This window comes from Paenibacillus sp. J22FR5 (genome assembly GCF_059691975.1).
This window is the reverse complement of record NZ_JCAUAN010000019.1, coordinates 79,444-96,770: the sequence shown is the minus strand read 5'-3', so window position 1 is coordinate 96,770 and position 17,327 is coordinate 79,444. Positions and strand designations below refer to the sequence as shown.

The window sequence follows — 17,327 nt, the reverse complement described above, 5'->3', positions numbered from 1 at the left end:
AAGCGATTTCGCAGCCTCTTCATAGCTATTTTCATCTTGTTTACTTACTAGGTACAGGTCTTATTACCAAAAAAACAAGAAGAATCATACCCATATATCCGAACAGCGGGTAAAGATAAGTAAGTAGAGAAGCAAAACCAACCTGACTGATTAATAAACAGGTCAGCAATGTACCCAGAACCAACCAATTCCGTGGCAGCGCATATATACTTTGGATATGTCGGGTGATGCCAAACACGTTGCCAATGATTGTCGTTAATATTTCCCCATAGATGACCAGTATGAATAAGACATGGAAGAACTGCCCGAAACCTCGAATAATTTCGGCCATTGGAATATCGAAACTCAAAATCTCTGGCATCCTTGCATGTATCGCAAAATGGCTGATGAATAACATAACCCCTAGCCCAATGCCTCCCCAAAAGCCCCCCCATTTCAGTATGCTCTCATCTTTCACTTCATTCCCTAAGGGCACCAAAACCGCTTGAGCAAAGGCAAAATTTAATGCGACATAGGTAAAAGGACTGATGAGCCATTTCAGATGATCCATTGACTGCTGTTTTTGCCAATTGGTTGCTTCCCATATCCCCTCAATTCCGACAACCCGGAACGTAACAAGGATCATGAAAAAAAGCATCAAAGGGACCACCAGCGAATTTGCCGCCATAATTCCGTTTAATTCTTTGCTCATAATCAGATAGCTCAGTAAAATGCTTATGATAATTCCATACTGATAAGGTAAGCCGATTTGCTCCTCAAAAATAGATCCAGTACCCGACATCATCACAGCTGTTACACCAAATAAGATGATAAACGTCAACGTATTAGCGACTTTCCCAAACATATCCCCAAATAAATAATTATTCAGCTCCTGATAGGAGGATGCCTGAATTCTATGAGATAGAATCATCATTTTCGTACCAATCCATATAAAAAAGAAAGTGGCAATTAAGATGCCAACTCCGCCATACGCTCCGTATACCGTGAAGAACTGCATGATGGACTGCCCTGAGGCAAATCCTGCACCAACCACTGTACCCATGTAAGTAGCGGCAATTTGTAAGATCATGAGCGTTTTATGATTCATAGCTCCCCCATAGTCAAGCAGTATCTTGTACAATCTCATTGTATGACAGATAAGCTTGTATATACCATTTGACAGGAGGAATCCGTTAGCGTTCTTTCTGGTGTAACTTAAAGACCGTTTCTAGCCAATAAATATTTTCAAATGGCTGAAACAAATTGACAAGTTCATCCGTTTAATGGGTACAGATATAAATAAAGGAAACCGCTCAATAACGAAGCAAAGGATGAAGAAGATGAAGAAAAAGGTTTGGGCTGCTGGCCTCCTGTTCACCGCGATAATCTTAACATCCGCTTTTTCTCCTGTGACCACAACTGCTGGTCAGGAGACCATGGTCAAGCTCGAGGGCCAGCCGATCGCCTTCTCGATGCAGCCAAAAATGATGGATGGTATCTTGATGGCATCTGTTCGAGATCTTGCAAACGCTTTAAACATGGATGTGACTTGGCATGAAGCTGAACGTGTTGCGATGGTTAAGCGTGACGGGTACGAGTTGAAGCTACCTCTGAATTCGGATTTTGCCTATGTTAACGGGAAAGCAACCACCATCCATGGCACTACTCAAATCGTAGATAACTCCCTCTACGTACCTTTGCGCTTCTTTATGGAAAGCGCCAATCATATTGTTCGCTGGGACTCAGCAACGAGTTCCGTGAATATCACGAAGCAAGCGGACAGCTTGCCGGTTGTTGGTACCTATGACCACTTAGTCACACTGTTGACGCAAAATGAAAGCAACGGGCTCCGCACAGGTGGTGTATTAGCCAAAGAGATGAAAGCCGATTCCAACAGCACCGCTTCAGCTACTGCCGGTGCCAGTAACGCGGAATCATCCAACTCAGTGGCGCCTGAATACTCGAGTACGAACGTTCAAGTCCAAGGCGTAGATGAATCAGATGTCGTCAAAACCGATGGAACGTACATCTATACGGTGAACAAGCAGCGTATCGTCGTCACTGAGGCATATCCTGCTGATCAGATGAAAGTGCTGAGTATCCTTGATTTTCCTCAAAATCAAACATCACAGTTCCAACCAAGTGAAATCTACGTGGATGACAAGCATCTCATCGTGCTGGGTCTTTCTTATCAGAACTTCAAAGTACTGCCTTATAATGAGGGCGCAAGCCCTAACGCTAGCACTAGCATAACTGAAAAGAAAATGATCATGCCGATTAGGTCGCAGGCAACCACGAAGGTTATGGTTTACGATCTCACGGATCGGAATAACCTGAAGCTTCTGAAGGAAGCTGAGCTTGAAGGAAGTTACATATCTTCCCGCAAAATCGGATCATCCCTCTATTTTATCGCCAATAAGTATGTAAATTACTATCAGTACCGAGAAATGGCGGATAAGGAAGGCGTGAAGAAAGAGCTCGCTCCATCTTATCGGGATTCATCGGCTGGTGATTCCTTCACTTCTGTTCCGTTAGACCAATTCTATTATTTACCCAAAGCACTTGAGCCTAACTATGTACTCATCGGCGGCATCAACTTGAATGATTTGGCTCAGACCATGAGTGTCACATCCTATCTCGGCTCAGGGCAGAACGTGTACGCCTCCGAAGAGAACTTATATGTAGCCGCAACGAAATATGACGAGCAGCAGGAAACGATCGTTTATCAATTCAGGCTGAACACAGGAAAAGCCGTTTATACGAATACAGGCAAGGTACCTGGACAATTACTCAATCAATTTTCCATGGATGAGCATAACGGTCACCTCCGACTTGCTACGACAACCTATGAAGAGACCATGAAGAACCATGTTTACATCCTTGATGCGAACCTTAAAGTAGAAGGCAAGATTGAAAACATCGCACCAGGCGAACGTATCTACTCTACCCGCTTCATGGGCGATCGGGCGTATATGGTTACTTTTAAGAACACGGACCCGCTATTTGTCTTAGATTTAAAGCAACCCGACCAACCGAAATTGTTAGGAGCGCTGAAAATTCCTGGCTACAGCAATTATCTGCATCCTTATGATGAAAATCATATTATTGGCTTCGGGAAAGATACCATCGAGGTCGATATCAAAAATCCCAATGGACCACAGTCCATCGCCTATTACCAAGGCATGAAAGTGGCGCTGTTCGATGTATCCGATGTGAATAATCCGAAGGAGAAATTCAAGGAACTGATCGGAGACCGTGGTACGGATTCGGAACTGCTGTACAATCACCGAGCATTGCTCTTTTCCAAAGAGAAAAACCTACTTGCCTTCCCGGTTAACGTGATGAAAATCGATCCGAACCAAGCTTCGAACAATCCTAACCATCCAGCTAGTGCATACGGAAGTTTTGCTTTCCAGGGTGCATATGTATACAATCTTGATCTGGAAAAAGGCTTCCAGTTCCGTGGCGGTATTACGCATCTCACGCAGGAAGATCTACTGAAAGCAGGGCAATACGTTCAGGCTGGCGACAAACAAGTGCAGCGCGTTCTCTATATCGGAGATACGCTATATACCGTCTCGAACGGATTGATCAAAGCGAACGACCTCAGCACGCTGCAGGAAAAGAACTCGGTGGTCATTCCCTAAGACCGAGAATATCAACACAAAAAGCCTCGATTCCTATATACGAATCGGGGCTTTTTCGTTTCCGCTGGCCTATTCAGATCGCTAACACTTCTTTCATGTAGGCGGATAAAGAGACGAGTTGGTTTCCTACGGGAATCTTTTTATGCTCCTCTGCGAGCTGCGCTGCTGGGACCATCGATAGTTGAGCAGCAACCACTCTCTTCGTTGGATTTTCCTCCATTATCTGAATCAACCCTTGCGAGACAGCTTGGAGGTACTCCCTTTTTTTACCCTGCATGATAAGTTCAAAAGTGTTCTCCAGAAGATAAGGCTCCGCATCAATCTCATTACCCTTCCTCCTTGCATAGGAAACGAATTGATTCATCGTTCCTTGAACTGTGCTCGGATTCGTAAATGCAACAATCGTGGGTTGATCCATCAGACAAATATCTGCGAACAAAGGATCATCAATTTTGATGATCGGGATGGGAAACCGATGAACTTCTTCATTGAATATCGCTGTAAAAAACGTACATGTGATTAAAATAGCGTCCACGTGGCATTTGGCTATCCAATCTAGGGTTTCAATCACTTTCTTCTCAGCGATTTCCGCACTGAAATCCGCATCCATTTTCAAACGATCAAGGCCTGGATCCACAAAATGAATAAGTTCCACGTCCAAGCTACTTAGCGCATTGTCAATGTGTTCAATATTCGAATAATGGGCATGAAAGCATCCAATTCTTTTCATTTGGCGTTCCCCATCACATACGTAAGCAAGAAGTCGTTACGGAACTTGCCTTGCGGGTCACATTGCAGCAGTAGTTGCTGGAACTCTGGCAGTTTCTCGTAGAGCGATTGCACTCGGGCTGGTGGCATCGTAAACAGCTTGCCCCAATGTGGTCGAGCTTGGAAGGGCTCGAGTGCTTTTTCAATGATCGGCAGCACTTGCCTAACGGCCTCCCAATCAGGTTTCCACGTAAAGTGGACAGCAACTGACTTCTGTTTGTAGCAAGGACTCATCCACAAATCGTCTTCTTCAATTGTGCGTACCTCAGAAACATAGAGCAGTGGCGATATGACCTCTTTGATGCGATCAAGCGCACATAAGGCCTGATAAGCATCTTGGCGGGGCACGAAATACTCACTTTGCAATTCTTCTCCAGCACTTGGAGTGAAATCCATGCGAAAGTGCGGCATCCGTTCATGCCATGGTCCTGATATCCCCATCTGTTCGCTGCAATTCTCTGAAGTGTGGCCTGGCACCGGATGACGATGTGTGTCGGCTAATCTTGCCCCGAAAAATTCAGGGTCCACTTGCAAAGAGGCTTGATCCCTCATTTTACGCTTGATCCAGACTTGATTGAACGTCGATTCCTTCCAGTCCGTGAACAGGCTGACACTATAGCCGCTTGAAAAAATATCGTCAAAATGCTCTTCAAGCTGGACCAATGGCAGATTGTCGTAGACGTTCTGACTCATCTCAAATGTGGGGATCACATTCATGGTGAGCTTCGTAACAACGCCTAATCCGCCAAGTCCAACGATTGCACCGGCAATAGCCCCGTCTTGTTGCTCGCGAGAAAACACGATCGTTTCCCCATCTGCTTTCACGATCTCCAGTGCATGAACCGCTGTCGATAGATTCCCATTCCGATCACCAGAACCATGTGTAGCCGTTGCACATGCACCTGCAACAGTAATGTGCGGTAACGACGCCAAATTGTGCAGCGCATACCCATTCGCGTGAAGAAATTGACCCAGCTCTCCATATCGAATGCCTGCTTCAACCGTTACCTTATTGTTCTCACGGTTCAATTCAATTACTCGGTTCAGGTTCTGAAGCGAGATCAAGCTATCCGTGCAATCGGCGATGCCATTAAACGAATGGCGCGTGCCAAGCACCTTGATTTGACTACTGCGCGCCACCAATTCTTGTACGTCCTCCACGTTCGTGGGAGCATGAAATTTCGAGGCGCTGTATGTATAGTTGCCAGCCCAGTTCCGATTATTTGTCACTGCGATATCACTCCATTCGCATATATGTGTGCATAAATTTATAAACATTTTAACATAACAAGCGATCCATAGCCTAAATCCGTTAGAAACACCTTCCCCCATGTATCAAGGGCCTCAAATGACGCCATCCCCTTACACAGGGCAACAATAATCTGAGATGATTAGAAAAAAAAGGCTGAACACCCCAAAGAAAGAATTTCTTCTTCTGGGCTCAGCCTTTTTTTAATGACATGGACACCATTATGAATAACAGTGCCCATGTTTTTTTAAATTTGATTCAATTGTTGAACAAGCCCATCCAGCATCTCATCTGTAAATGCCCCCTGGCTGAAAGCAACCAAATTGCGCAGTGGCATATACTTCATCATTTCGGCGAACATTTCGCCCATGCCTTCCATGGATTCAACCTCCGTCATCGAAATGCCCATTCCCTCCTGAAACTTCTGAATCAAACCTTGCACGATCGGCCCTCTCTGCGGATCACTCATGAGATCAAAGAGCATCGTGTTTCTGTCGCATTTGATTTTCACGGGGACGGTCGATTCGACATGAACCGTGCTGCTCAAGACGATGTTTTCCGACGAACGTCCGATCATAATGTCAAAATCGCCGGTTTCTACATGCCAATCCTTCAGCTGGGTGTTGTAATAGGCGAAGGAGCGTTTCTCCAGCGAGAACGTTACCGTCTTCTTTTCTCCCGGCTCAAGCTCAACTTTGGCGAAGCCTTTCAACTCTTTCGCTGGGCGAATAACCGTGCTTTCCAAGTCGCGGACATAAAGCTGAACGATTTCTTTACCGGCACGAGCTCCTGTATTTTGCACCGTAACCTGTACGTTAATCGAATCCGTATCCTTGATTTCCTTGTGATCGATAACCAGATTCTCATATTCAAACGTTGTATAGCTGAGTCCATATCCGAATGGGAACAGCGGCTTCACTTGCTTCGTATCATAGTAACGGTAGCCGACGAAAATACCTTCGCGGTACTCAACCCGATTGCCTTCGCCTGGGAAAAAGAGGAACGATGGATTGTCACTCACCTTCATCGGGAATGTCTCGGCAAGCTTGCCACTCGGATTCGCTTCGCCGAACAATAAATCGGCAATCGCACCACCTACCGCTTGACCGCCCAAATAAGCTTCAAGAATCGATTTCACGCTGCTAATCCAAGGCATTTCGATGGGGGAGCCGTTCAAAAGCACGACCGCCACGTTGCTTTGCACACCCGCTACTGCTTCGATCAGCTGGTTCTGGTTCGTTGGCATTTGCAAATGCTTACGGTCGTAGCCTTCGGATTCGTATCGGTCGGGCAGACCTGCAATCACGATCACGACATCTGCTTCGCTGGCTGCTATTTTAGCTTCCTCGATCAGTTCGGCGTCAAGGTCGTCTTTATCGGCATGATAGCCTTGCGCATACACGACTGTTGCGGAATCTCCCGCTAACTTTTGGATTTCTTCAAAAGGTACGTCTAATTGGGTCGGCTTAATGTGCGAGCTGCCGCCGCCTTGGTATCTCGGGCTTTGAGCGAAAGCACCAATGACCGCCACTTTTTTCCCTTTTGCCAATGGCAGCAGATTGTCATCGTTTTTCAGCAAAACCATCGTTTCCCTTGCAACCGAGCGGGCTAGGTTATGATGTTCATCTCGGTCGTACGAGGCTCCTAGTTTTTTGTTATCTACGCTCATGAAAATGATACGCAAGATCCGTTCCACAGCTCGATCTAACGCCTCCACGGATAACTCGCCGTTGTGGACGGCCGCGACGATTTTCCGGTCGCCGAGTCCGCCGCTTGAGGGCATTTCCAGCTCTTGTCCTGCTGCAAGACCCTCTACCCGATTGTTGTTAGCGCCCCAATCCGTGACGACAAATCCTTCGTGTCCCCACTCTTCTTTCAAAATATCGGTAAGCAAATATGCGTTTTCGGAAGCGAATGTTCCGTTGACTTTGTTATAAGCACTCATGACCGTCCATGGTTGACCGTTCTTCACGGGACCTTCGAAGCTCGCTAAATATATTTCCCGCAGCGTGCGTTCATCGACAATCGCGTCAACACCCATGCGCCGATGCTCCTGGTTATTCACCGCGAAGTGTTTGAGCGACGTGCCGACGCCTTGGCTTTGAACACCTTGAATATGGCTGGTGGCCATTTCAGAGGAAAGGTATGGGTCTTCTGAGAAATACTCGAAGTTGCGTCCGCATAACGGCGAGCGTTTGATGTTTGCACCTGGTCCGAGCAGGACGGCTACGTCTTCCGCTTGGCACTCTTCGCCGAGCGCCACGCCTACCTTGCCAATCAATTCCCGGTCCCACGAGCTGGCCATACCAGCGGCGGAAGGATAACATGTCGCGGGCACGCTGTCGAATATGCCCAGATGGTCGGTACCGCCTCGCTGCTTGCGCAACCCGTGCGGGCCATCCGTTACCATAATCGTAGGAATGCCAAGTCGCTCTACACCTTTTAATCGCCAAAAATCAAAACCCGAGCACATGCCAGCTTTTTCTTCCAATGTCATCTGAGCAATGATAGCTTGAATATCCCGTTTCATTGTTGAATCCCCCTAGTGAAAGTGAAGTCCGTCCCTTCGTATTATTTCATGGATGCGCTTCCTTTTATCGTAAAATACATAGAAAAATTGTAAGATACTTAGGTATTTTGTTGCTATAGTATCCATAAATCCTTCGTAATCAGTATCAATGGGGATTAAAAAAGATGACCCCTGTGCAATACACAATACAGGAATCACCTTTGTGGGCTGCCTAAGTTTCAGAACAACCTCTTTTTTTCAATTGTACTTGACTGTAAGTCCATATCACACTGCGTTAGTAGGTGATTAATCCATTCTATGGGCTATATGTAACATTAACCGTCATCACGGTATAGCCCGTCCATCGTGTATCAGGACCAAATTGGTACGTCACTTTTCCAAGATTGTAGTTTGACATTAGTTTAGTGGTAAGCGCCGCTTTCATAACAGCCTGAGCACTGCCCAAAGAGCTTTTGTAATGGAAGCTGATCTGGTTCTGACGAGCGGATAGACCTTGTTGAAGAAAAGATTGTACTTCCGTTATAGAGTCTGCCCGATTCGCAGCTGTTTCGCCTGAGAGTCCTGTAGAACTTAACAATGCTTGAGCAGAAGCCGCATCCAATGTGCCCAACTGGACTTCTAGTCCTAGCTCTTGAATGAAATCATGAGAAGCGACTGGGTAAGCCGTTCCGGTCCACCTATGATCGTACTGCATTTGGGCATCTGTCAAATTAAAGTAATTATAGGTCAATCGGCCTTTCTCATCGGGAACTGGGTCGTCCCAAGTCGTATCAAGATGATACCAGTTGCCTGCCAAGTTGACCAAGTTCCATGTGTGAAGCTGTCCATTAGCTTGGCCTTCAACGATTTTATTCTCGATACCCGCCTCGGTAAGCAGTCGATAAGTTAGTAAGGCATACCCTTGACAAACAGTCGTTCCCTTGGTCAACCCGCCATATGCGGAATGTTCGATCAAGGATTGATCGTAAGCCAGTTTAGAGATCACGTAATCATGAATTGCCTTCTCTTTCTCAAAACCGTTCATCCCGGCATTCGTGATGGATGCTAGGATCGTCTTGGCCTGTTCGGAAACATAGTCCGTTTGCGCTTTGGTCTCCAAGTAGGAGATGTTAAATGTAGCGGTTGAAATTCCGTCATATTCATACTTCATACTATGAAAAATGTAATGCAAATAATCGTTCTGTGCTAAAAGCTCATCAACAAAACCTTTTATCTGTTGAAATTCACTCGGATCGTCTAATGTGACTTGAAAGTCCGTTTCTTGATTTAGCAAATGATCCTTAAGCGATTGCTGCCAAGCGGGCAAAGCAGACTCCTGTTGTGACGACGTATCCGAAGAAGCAGGTCTCCAAATGCTGCCCGGCAAATCCTTCATGGACAGGTCAAGCAAGGTAGCTATCTCCTGTCTTGTCATGTTGTCACGTGGACGGTATACCCATCTCTCACCCAATTTACTAACATCAGCCGCGTACCAGCCTTTGGATAGCACACCGCTAATCGCACTGACGGCCCATGCATCGGGTGAGTCTTGAAATTGGAGTTCAGCTGGTGTAGCGGTGACTTTGCTCTGGGCTAGCCGCCATATCATTGCAGCGGCTTCTTCCCGTTTCACCGGTTGTTCAGGCGCAAATGTACTCGCACTCGTTCCATCAATGATGCCAGCTTGATAAGCTGCTCGAACATAAGGAGCAGCCCAATGATTTTGTATATCCTGAAAAGGTACGGATGAACCGTTTTCTTTCAATTGAAAAGCTGTCGTGACAAACTTAGCGAACTGTGCGCGTGTCACCGTCTGAGTCGGACCGAACAGTCCTGGGGAAATACCATCTGTAATGCCTAACCGTTGAAGATCATTGATATACGATACATAGGGACTAACATCGGAGACATCATTAAAACTACTGGCCGAAGCCCCGGTTACGTTCAATAGAGAGAGTAGGCTGACCAATGATGTGACTAGTCCAAGTTTCTTCATGTTGTTGCCCTCCCTTTTTATTCATGTGAGTTAAAATTGTGTACATTACGCCTATTCACAAACATAGCATAGCAAAATTAATCTCCTATTAAATTTGAATTAATTTTCAAATTTAATAGGAGATTAATTTTGGCTTTTGTTGAGCCCCATTATTTACGCAATAAAAACCGCAATAATATTGCGGCTCATGTCATGTATTTGAACTTAATACGGATATATGTAGGGGTATGGGCATAGATAAAGTTACTTTGAATTATTTGGAGAGATTGGCTCTATTTACATTGACGTGGTCATCAAATCTTAAGCTCATTTTCATCTCTACTACAGGTTAGCATTATATACTTACAGAAAAATTTCCTTGTAAACCGCATGCGCTTGTTTGCGGTACTTATATAAGTCAGATCGGATCACATCTAAAATTATAAAGAAAGTAGGCATCCATTAACATGAAGCTAGCCGGAATTAATTACAAACAAGAGCAAAGCGGAAGCTGGCTGAAACGTTCATTATTGATTTGTATTTTATTTGTATTTCTTGTAGTCAGCTTTCTTTTCTTAACGCCGCCAGGAGAGAAAATTCGCCTGTTTCTTGCGGATACCGTTATTGCCACACAACATCGCGACTGGGCGTGGATTTTTGTTGGCGTGAAGAAACGAGACGAAATGATCCAGAGTGTTATGCAAATGAGTGAAAATAACTCAATAGAGAAACAGGATATGAATGCCATCACCATTCAAAAACAAGATGGCAACGTTATTGATGTCGAAGATATCTCTGGACATGGCTGGGTTGGTAAAAAAATGTACGTTTACGACCCAAGAGCTATCCGAGTAGTTGTACCCAGTCAAGTGGGCCAAGGTGAAACGATCAGTTCCATGGTGAAACGTACGGGAGCATTAGCCGGTGTCAATGGTGGAGGTTTCGACGACCCCCAGGGCCTAGGCAACGGATTTGCTCCTATTGGAGTTATTATGTCAGGCGGTAAGATTTTGTATACGAGCGTTGATGGAACTGTACCGCAACAGGTTGTCGCCTTGGACAATACCGGAAAATTGATCATTGGCAAATATGCCATTGATGAGCTGTTAGCTATGCATGTGACCGATGCCGTTTCCTTCTATCCGCGCATCATTGCAAACGGTAAAGCTCTGCCCATTGTAGGAGATGGCCTTAACCCGCGGACAGCCATCGGTCAGCGAGCAGATGGTGTCATTGTCATCGTCGTTATTGACGGTCGCCAAACAAAAAGTATTGGGGCTTCTTTAAAAGACGTTCAGGATCTGTTACTTAAAGAAGGTTGCGTAAATGCCGGTTTCTTAGACGGCGGTGCTTCCTCGGAAATGGTTGTCGGGGGTGATCTTATCACCAACCCATCGAGCCGTTATGGTGAAAGAAGGCTGCCATCAGGGCTCCTTGTGTTCGAACATCCTGATCAAGTTGAAGTCCCGAACATTTGGGAAGGTGTAACTCATATTGATCCGGGTGGTGCTTATGATAATCCAGGTTACCTTGCGGAACAAAATAAAAAGAAAGAGTGAGATCTACTTAAAATGATAATGAAAAGAATCCTTACTTAATACTCTAAAATGAAATCCTTGCTTAAGCAAACCTTCAATAATGGTAGGTAAAGCCTCAACCGTTGTCGTTTTTACTTTTACATCGTGCATTAAGATTATTGCCTCTTTTTTAGTTTTACTAGCACTTAGTACAGCATCGATGATCTCATTCTTAGGCTGCACGGTCCTGGCTGCATCCGTGGAGCTCACATTCCAATCCATATAATCGTAACCCTCCTTGCTCATTTCATGAATAATGCTTGGCATGATACCTCTCCCGCCGTAATGCCGACTAACGAGATTGTTGGATCCGCCTGGATAACGAAGCAAAGTAGACCTTACGCCAATCGTTTGCTCTAAAAGTCTTTCGAGACGCTCTGTATCTTTGGAGAAAGCCTGAACGGACGAATACAGAGAATGATAATTATGTGTATATGTATGATTACCAATCACATGTCCATCCGCATGGATAAGTCGATATAACCGTTTTCCCTCGACAGATGAATTTCCGACAACAAAAAATGTCGCATGAATGCCATATTTGCGTAAAATATGTAAGATCCGTTCTGTATTCTCGGAAGGCCCGTCATCAAAGGTCAAATAAGCATTTTTGGGTGATTCCGATTCAGAAATAACAGGCTGGGAAACATCCATTGCATGATTTGTAGGAGACTGACAACCAGTGAGTGCTGCTAATATAAGGCATGCCACGATCGACTTGAATTGAAAGAATATTTTATACATGGACACATCCCCTTAAAAGGATTTGATCCTAGTATGTTTGATCTGAATGTTGTCTAGTCTTCCTTTAAATGGGTCGAATACGCATCAGAACTGCCGAATGGCTCAATCTTTATTGTTGAACAACTCCATCTAGGATTGAGTCCTTATTCGGCGATGCCCACACCAGATGAATAGTGTTAGCAAGGTACCTCTGCAGCCGGTGAACACGTACTTCGGATTGCCCAAGAATGTCCATGATATCCCGGTCCAAATGACAGCCCACTACTCGATGGAACATAGGCTCCAGCAATTTTTGGGTTCTATTCATCCATCGGTTTGAACTGAGGCCATGCTCCATTAACAAAATTTGACCATCTGGTTTGCAAAAAGAGTTGAGTGCTTTCAATACTTGAACAGGATTGTCATAACCGCAAAAGGACAATGTTGATACGATAGTATCAAATGAGTCCTCGGGAAAGGAAAGTAATTCAATATCAGATTGTACAAACGATGCCCGAATTCCGCTCTCTGCGGCAGAAACTTTGGCTTTAGCCAGCATCTCACTACTGAAGTCTACAGCTGTTACCTCCACATCTTTCGGGTAAAAGTTGAAATTTGCTCCGGCACCAACGGCAATCTCCAATACCTTTCCCTTTGCGCTGCCGAGCAATGTTGATCGCCATCTCCGCTCAGATTGCTTCTTTCTTCTCATTTCATAGATGTTCGATTGTTTATCGAATTTACGAATTAATTTCTCTTTATTCACGGCACACCTCCGTTAATCGGATAAATCCACAAAAAATGGAGCACCTCAACCGTTGCCAGTTTGCACTCCATTTTATCAATCTACTTACGCTAGCACATCCTTGTCCAACGTACGAATTGGAAAAGCAACGATATTTAGCGCGGTAAGCGGCTTGCCGCCCATTGCATAAATGTCACTAGTTAAAATAACAAAAAGCTTCATTTAACAGCTATGTTAGATGAAGCTTTCTGTGAAGTTTATTGCAATTTCCGCACTGAGTAGATCATCAAGTGGAATCCAATCTACCCCCTCTTCGTGAGATACCTTTATTCTTCTAAATTCTTGATCGATTTTAGTAATTAGACCGATAATCTGCCGGTCACCATGTTCATCATAAATGTTCAAGATCATAAATTTCTGGTCTTGAAAAGCTTGCGTAAGAACATTTGCTAATTTCTCATTCTCTCGGTTTGCATGACATTTCATTTCCCCACACCCTCACAAGAACATTAGTTCGTAAAAACATTATACTCTTGTTATCACTTTAGGTAAAGTAAGCATTTTACAATCCTGGGGAGTTAATTTGAACAGAAAGTTATGCATGACAAGCCCTATCGAAGACTTCATCATCGGTTCCCATGACTTCGCACTCATCGCTTGTGGCTTCACGCCGTTCTTCTTCAGTGATTCGTGCAATTTCAACTCTTCGTGTTGTGAAAAATAACTGATGTTTTATGTGTTCCCTTGCATCCAAAAGCGAATACTTACGTATACGATGTAGAAAGGAGTTGTGCATAGCATGAATGATTCTAAGCAAGATCACCATCCGGAAACGAGAAATGAGCTGTTGCAAGCACTTCATGACATAGAAGTCTGGGAAGCCGAACAAAAGGATCTGTGGTTTTGGGAGAAAATCGGACGGCTCCCTTTCCAAGTACTGGATCGATTAACACCGAAGTTTTTGAACAAAAAAATAGGTGAAGCGTTGGACGAGCTTGGGAATTATTTGCAAGCAGGAGGCCGATATCTGATTTCTGAGAGAGGAACCTTGCGGCATTTGGAAGAAGTTCGTCTTCGGAATGGGAAGGAAGGGCAACTTGAACGTCCATACGAGGGAGATCTGTCCCCTCCTACGGAGGGGCTTACGTTAGAAACCGTGGGCACTTTGCCGCTTCAAGTACTCGATCAAACAGCCAACGAAATTGTCCAAAATCGTTCTAAACTGGCCACCCTGCAAGGTGCAACAACGGGCATTGGCGGGATATTGACGCTTGCTATCGATATTCCGGCCATCCTTGGCCTGTCTTTGAAAACCATACAAGAAATCGCCATCTGCTATGGTTATGATCCGAAAGACAAGCAGGAGCGTATATTCACAATCAAAGTTCTGCAATTCTCATCCTCCGACATTGTTGGCAAAAAGGCGATTCTCGAAGAGCTGGCAAACTACGCCTCTGTGGAAAAGGAGAACGTGCAAATGATCTCTCAGCTTCAGGGATGGCGCGAGGTATTCGCCACGTACCGCGATAATTGGGGATGGAAAAAGCTATTCCAGCTCATTCCGATCGCGGGTATTCTCTTTGGCGCTTGGATCAACCGTGGAACGCTGAAGGATGTAGGTGAAGCCGCGAAAATGCTGTATCGCAAACGGCGTGTTCTTGAGCGCTTGCACGCCCAAGTGGATGGATAGCTGAAACCATCGCGTACTCTTTTCGAACAAGGACACTCTTACTATAAATATAGGGGCGAAGCTCCAGCTAATCCAAAGCCGCGAATACGGCTATTTACTTTTTCAAGTTAATAAAACGTCCAAATCCGCGATAGATAACTCACAATATCCAGTAAACAGCGTATGAGGAACAGCGCTTCTCTTTCCCCAAACCGCGCTCCCCGTTCGAAAATGACATCCTCCACGGTCCGCCCTTGGATATATTCGGTTATCATATATAATCACTTATCTACAATCCGCGGCCTTTTTATACCCATTTATTTTCCAGATCAAGTTTGTCCTTGCAATCTCCGATCCAGCATGCCTTGCACGAACCAAGCATAAACGGCATACCCGACGAGCAAGGCAACCGCTGTAAGAAGGAAGGGCAGGGCATAATGATTGCCCGCCAAAATAAAGCCCGCCCAATAGGAGGCGATCGTGTTGCCGATGCTGCGAGAGACCGTCCGCATACCTGCGAACAAATTGCGATCCTCTTCGGCGACAGCCGACATGCATTGGCTGTCCATTAAGTTGTTCAGCATCGTGAAGCCCGTCCCGCGAAGGAGCAGCAGCACAGCAAATACAGCGGTTGGCATAGCGAGCGCCATCAACGCCACGACGACGATGTTGTACAGAAACAGGAACACGAACGTTCTGCGGCTGCCCCATCTCTCAACGACGTAAGGCATAACGATCGAGCCGATAAAAAAGAAGAATCCAGACAACGCGAGCAAACCAGAGATGTTGCCGTCATCCATTTGAAAGCGAAATTTCAAAATGACGTTCAGAAACGGACTCAGCAGTCCAAATGTAAAGCCCGAGTTGAAAATAAACAGGGAAAGCAACAGCAGAAAATACATCGCATGCCCTCTCTTCGGCCGATCCGAAGGCTTAGCAGCTTGAACCCCGCTGACCTCATCCGCCGCATCCTTTCTCACCCTAGCAGGAGCAGATGGAAGCAGCACTCCCCGTAATATGCCCGAGAGCCCTAAACATCCGCTTGCAACGAAGAAGGCATACTGGTACATCGTCGTATGTCCCGGCAGCCATTCTGGCAGATAACCGCCAAGCCATGTGCCAAGACCGGTAAACAACGTAAATATAGCGAACAGCAACGAATACGCGCTCGTTTCTTCTTTTTTACTGTTGCAATATTCGAAAATCAACTGAATTTCAGAGTTCACAATCGCTGTAATCCCGAGCGAATAAATAAGCTGCGCGACGGTTATCGCGCCAAGACTGGTTCCGAGTCCAAAAAGGGCGAGTGACAGGAATGCCAGTAGCATTCCCGTGACAAGCATGGTTTTACGCCCAACATGCTTCACAATGAAGCCTGCCGGCAAGCTAGCTAAGCCAATCGTCAGCGCCCCAAGCGACGTTATTTTGCCGATGTCTCCTTTAGAGAAACCAAGGTCCAAGAGATGTAAATTCAGAATAAGGCTGGAGATGCCCACACCGATGCCAAACAAGCTTTCGGTCGCGATGAACCGCTTTACGTTAGGAGATAAGTCACGAAATAAATTTACGATATACGTCCACATAGATGCACCTTTCCTCTTGCTATCTCCGTATCTCACCATTTTCCAAAAGCTTTATAGCTTCACCAATTCCAGAGCCAGCACCTGTTATGATCACGACTTTACCTTCTAATTGCATGGTCAACCTCCAATATTCACAAAATACTTATGTGTTCTTTGCTGCGAGTTTCTAAGATGCGTTGCCATAGCCTCTGATGCACCTTTGGCATCCCGCCTAATGAGCTTTTGCAAAATATCATTATGCTCCGACCACTCTACATTAGTCATATCTACATCCAGATGTAGCTGAATGAATGTCAAATATCTTTGAATCTGCTCGATGTAGCTTCTGACTAAGTTTTGTAAGTTTAAATTATCGCAATAAGCCAGTATGGTACCATGCAGTGATTCATTCATTTCTGTGATTCTCTCTAGTCCGTTAGTGGACGGTAAAGGTTTATTTGCATGAATGGCGCTCATCGTTTCATTCAGCCATGCAAGCTTTTCATCGGGTATTAGCAGCGTTGCCTTCTCCACAGCAAGCGGCTCCAGCTGCAATCGGATTTCAAATAATTCATTCAAATCCTTCACACTCATTAAATTGACGAACATCCCTTTAAAAGGAACCATGTGTAAATAGCCTTCCGATTGCAGTCTGGAAAGCGCTTCGCGAACAGGAATATTGCTTACTTCTAATTCCCTAGCCAGTTGGTCAATGTTGATTTTTTCTCCAGATTTTAATTTATGTGATAAAATATCTTCTTTCACAATGCGATAAATTTCATCTGTTAAATTAACTCGACTGATCTTCGTACTCATAGGATCTCCGCCTTCCTTCTCCTATGAATATATCATGTACGATATGCAGCTTTCAATCGATATAGCTATAGAAAAAAACAAGCCCTCTTCTATCTGCAAGAGGGCTTG

The 17,327-nt window shown here is 45.1% G+C and carries 13 protein-coding genes and 1 pseudogene; 3 read left to right on the top strand and 11 right to left on the bottom strand.

Annotation, left to right across the window (positions count from 1 at the left end; translation table 11 throughout):
* Positions 1 to 40 precede the first annotated feature (40 nt).
* A complete protein-coding gene (locus AC58P7_RS21895) occupies positions 41 to 1,087 on the bottom strand; it encodes a YkvI family membrane protein (RefSeq protein WP_497346611.1) in 1,047 nt (348 codons plus the stop codon).
* A 232-nt stretch (positions 1,088 to 1,319) separates the two neighbouring features.
* Here AC58P7_RS21895 and AC58P7_RS21890 point away from each other — a divergent pair, with 232 nt between their 5' ends.
* A complete protein-coding gene (locus tag AC58P7_RS21890; RefSeq protein WP_497346609.1) occupies positions 1,320 to 3,626 on the top strand; it encodes a beta-propeller domain-containing protein in 2,307 nt (768 codons plus the stop codon).
* 73 nt (positions 3,627 to 3,699) lie between these two features.
* Here AC58P7_RS21890 and AC58P7_RS21885 read toward each other — a convergent pair whose 3' ends face one another.
* From AC58P7_RS21885 to AC58P7_RS21870, 4 genes are all read right to left on the bottom strand, one after another.
* Positions 3,700 to 4,356 (bottom strand): hypothetical protein, encoded by a 657-nt coding sequence (locus AC58P7_RS21885; protein WP_497346607.1) that lies wholly within the window; start codon positions 4,354 to 4,356, stop codon positions 3,700 to 3,702.
* Complete coding sequence (locus AC58P7_RS21880; protein WP_497346606.1) at positions 4,353 to 5,624, bottom strand: FAD-binding protein; 1,272 nt, start codon at positions 5,622 to 5,624, stop codon at positions 4,353 to 4,355. Before AC58P7_RS21880 ends, AC58P7_RS21885 begins: the two co-directional genes overlap by 4 nt.
* Positions 5,625 to 5,890: 266 nt before the next feature.
* Positions 5,891 to 8,173, bottom strand: coding sequence for a beta-glucosidase family protein (locus tag AC58P7_RS21875; protein ID WP_497346604.1), 2,283 nt, complete (start codon positions 8,171 to 8,173; stop codon positions 5,891 to 5,893).
* 295 nt (positions 8,174 to 8,468) lie between these two features.
* Positions 8,469 to 10,148: an S-layer homology domain-containing protein gene (locus tag AC58P7_RS21870; protein ID WP_497346602.1), complete on the bottom strand. Its 1,680-nt coding sequence runs from the start codon at positions 10,146 to 10,148 to the stop codon at positions 8,469 to 8,471.
* A 446-nt stretch (positions 10,149 to 10,594) separates the two neighbouring features.
* Between AC58P7_RS21870 and AC58P7_RS21865 the strand changes: the two genes are divergently transcribed.
* Positions 10,595 to 11,686, top strand: coding sequence for a phosphodiester glycosidase family protein (locus AC58P7_RS21865; protein ID WP_497346600.1), 1,092 nt, complete (start codon positions 10,595 to 10,597; stop codon positions 11,684 to 11,686).
* Between the two features lie 3 nt (positions 11,687 to 11,689).
* Here AC58P7_RS21865 and AC58P7_RS21860 read toward each other — a convergent pair whose 3' ends face one another.
* From AC58P7_RS21860 to AC58P7_RS21845, 4 genes and pseudogenes are all read right to left on the bottom strand, one after another.
* Positions 11,690 to 12,448, bottom strand: coding sequence for a polysaccharide deacetylase family protein (locus AC58P7_RS21860; protein ID WP_497346598.1), 759 nt, complete (start codon positions 12,446 to 12,448; stop codon positions 11,690 to 11,692).
* A 109-nt stretch (positions 12,449 to 12,557) separates the two neighbouring features.
* Positions 12,558 to 13,193, bottom strand: a complete 636-nt coding sequence (locus AC58P7_RS21855) for a class I SAM-dependent methyltransferase (protein ID WP_497346596.1) — start codon at positions 13,191 to 13,193, stop codon at positions 12,558 to 12,560.
* Between the two features lie 90 nt (positions 13,194 to 13,283).
* Positions 13,284 to 13,370: pseudogene (locus tag AC58P7_RS21850) on the bottom strand (hypothetical protein); the annotation flags it as partial.
* 36 nt (positions 13,371 to 13,406) lie between these two features.
* Entirely contained in the window at positions 13,407 to 13,658 is a 252-nt protein-coding gene (locus AC58P7_RS21845; RefSeq protein ID WP_497346594.1) for a YolD-like family protein, read from the bottom strand.
* A gap of 313 nt (positions 13,659 to 13,971) precedes the next feature.
* On the opposite strand from AC58P7_RS21845, the gene AC58P7_RS21840 reads away from it, so the two are divergent.
* Positions 13,972 to 14,862, top strand: a complete 891-nt coding sequence (locus AC58P7_RS21840; RefSeq protein WP_497346592.1) for an EcsC family protein — start codon at positions 13,972 to 13,974, stop codon at positions 14,860 to 14,862.
* Positions 14,863 to 15,170: 308 nt separating this feature from the next.
* Here the strand turns inward: AC58P7_RS21840 and AC58P7_RS21835 are convergent, their stop codons facing one another.
* Together AC58P7_RS21835 and AC58P7_RS21830 are read right to left on the bottom strand one after the other, a co-directional pair.
* Positions 15,171 to 16,424: an MFS transporter gene (locus AC58P7_RS21835; protein WP_497346590.1), complete on the bottom strand. Its 1,254-nt coding sequence runs from the start codon at positions 16,422 to 16,424 to the stop codon at positions 15,171 to 15,173.
* 117 nt (positions 16,425 to 16,541) lie between these two features.
* Positions 16,542 to 17,219, bottom strand: a complete 678-nt coding sequence (locus tag AC58P7_RS21830) for a GntR family transcriptional regulator (RefSeq protein WP_497346588.1) — start codon at positions 17,217 to 17,219, stop codon at positions 16,542 to 16,544.
* Positions 17,220 to 17,327 lie beyond the last annotated feature (108 nt).

Bases quoted from the DNA above. Each gene is read 5' to 3' on its own strand.
- AC58P7_RS21875 (WP_497346604.1), bottom strand. From the start codon at position 8,173: ATGAAACGGGATATTCAAGCTATCATTGCTCAGATGACATTGGAAGAA.
- AC58P7_RS21890 (WP_497346609.1), top strand. From the start codon at position 1,320: ATGAAGAAAAAGGTTTGGGCTGCTGGCCTCCTGTTCACCGCGATAATC.
- AC58P7_RS21830 (WP_497346588.1), bottom strand. From the start codon at position 17,219: ATGAGTACGAAGATCAGTCGAGTTAATTTAACAGATGAAATTTATCGC.
- AC58P7_RS21860 (WP_497346598.1), bottom strand. From the start codon at position 12,448: ATGTATAAAATATTCTTTCAATTCAAGTCGATCGTGGCATGCCTTATA.
- AC58P7_RS21895 (WP_497346611.1), bottom strand. From the start codon at position 1,087: ATGAATCATAAAACGCTCATGATCTTACAAATTGCCGCTACTTACATG.
- AC58P7_RS21835 (WP_497346590.1), bottom strand. From the start codon at position 16,424: ATGTGGACGTATATCGTAAATTTATTTCGTGACTTATCTCCTAACGTA.
- AC58P7_RS21870 (WP_497346602.1), bottom strand. From the start codon at position 10,148: ATGAAGAAACTTGGACTAGTCACATCATTGGTCAGCCTACTCTCTCTA.
- AC58P7_RS21845 (WP_497346594.1), bottom strand. From the start codon at position 13,658: ATGAAATGTCATGCAAACCGAGAGAATGAGAAATTAGCAAATGTTCTT.
- AC58P7_RS21885 (WP_497346607.1), bottom strand. From the start codon at position 4,356: ATGAAAAGAATTGGATGCTTTCATGCCCATTATTCGAATATTGAACAC.
- AC58P7_RS21865 (WP_497346600.1), top strand. From the start codon at position 10,595: ATGAAGCTAGCCGGAATTAATTACAAACAAGAGCAAAGCGGAAGCTGG.
- AC58P7_RS21840 (WP_497346592.1), top strand. From the start codon at position 13,972: ATGAATGATTCTAAGCAAGATCACCATCCGGAAACGAGAAATGAGCTG.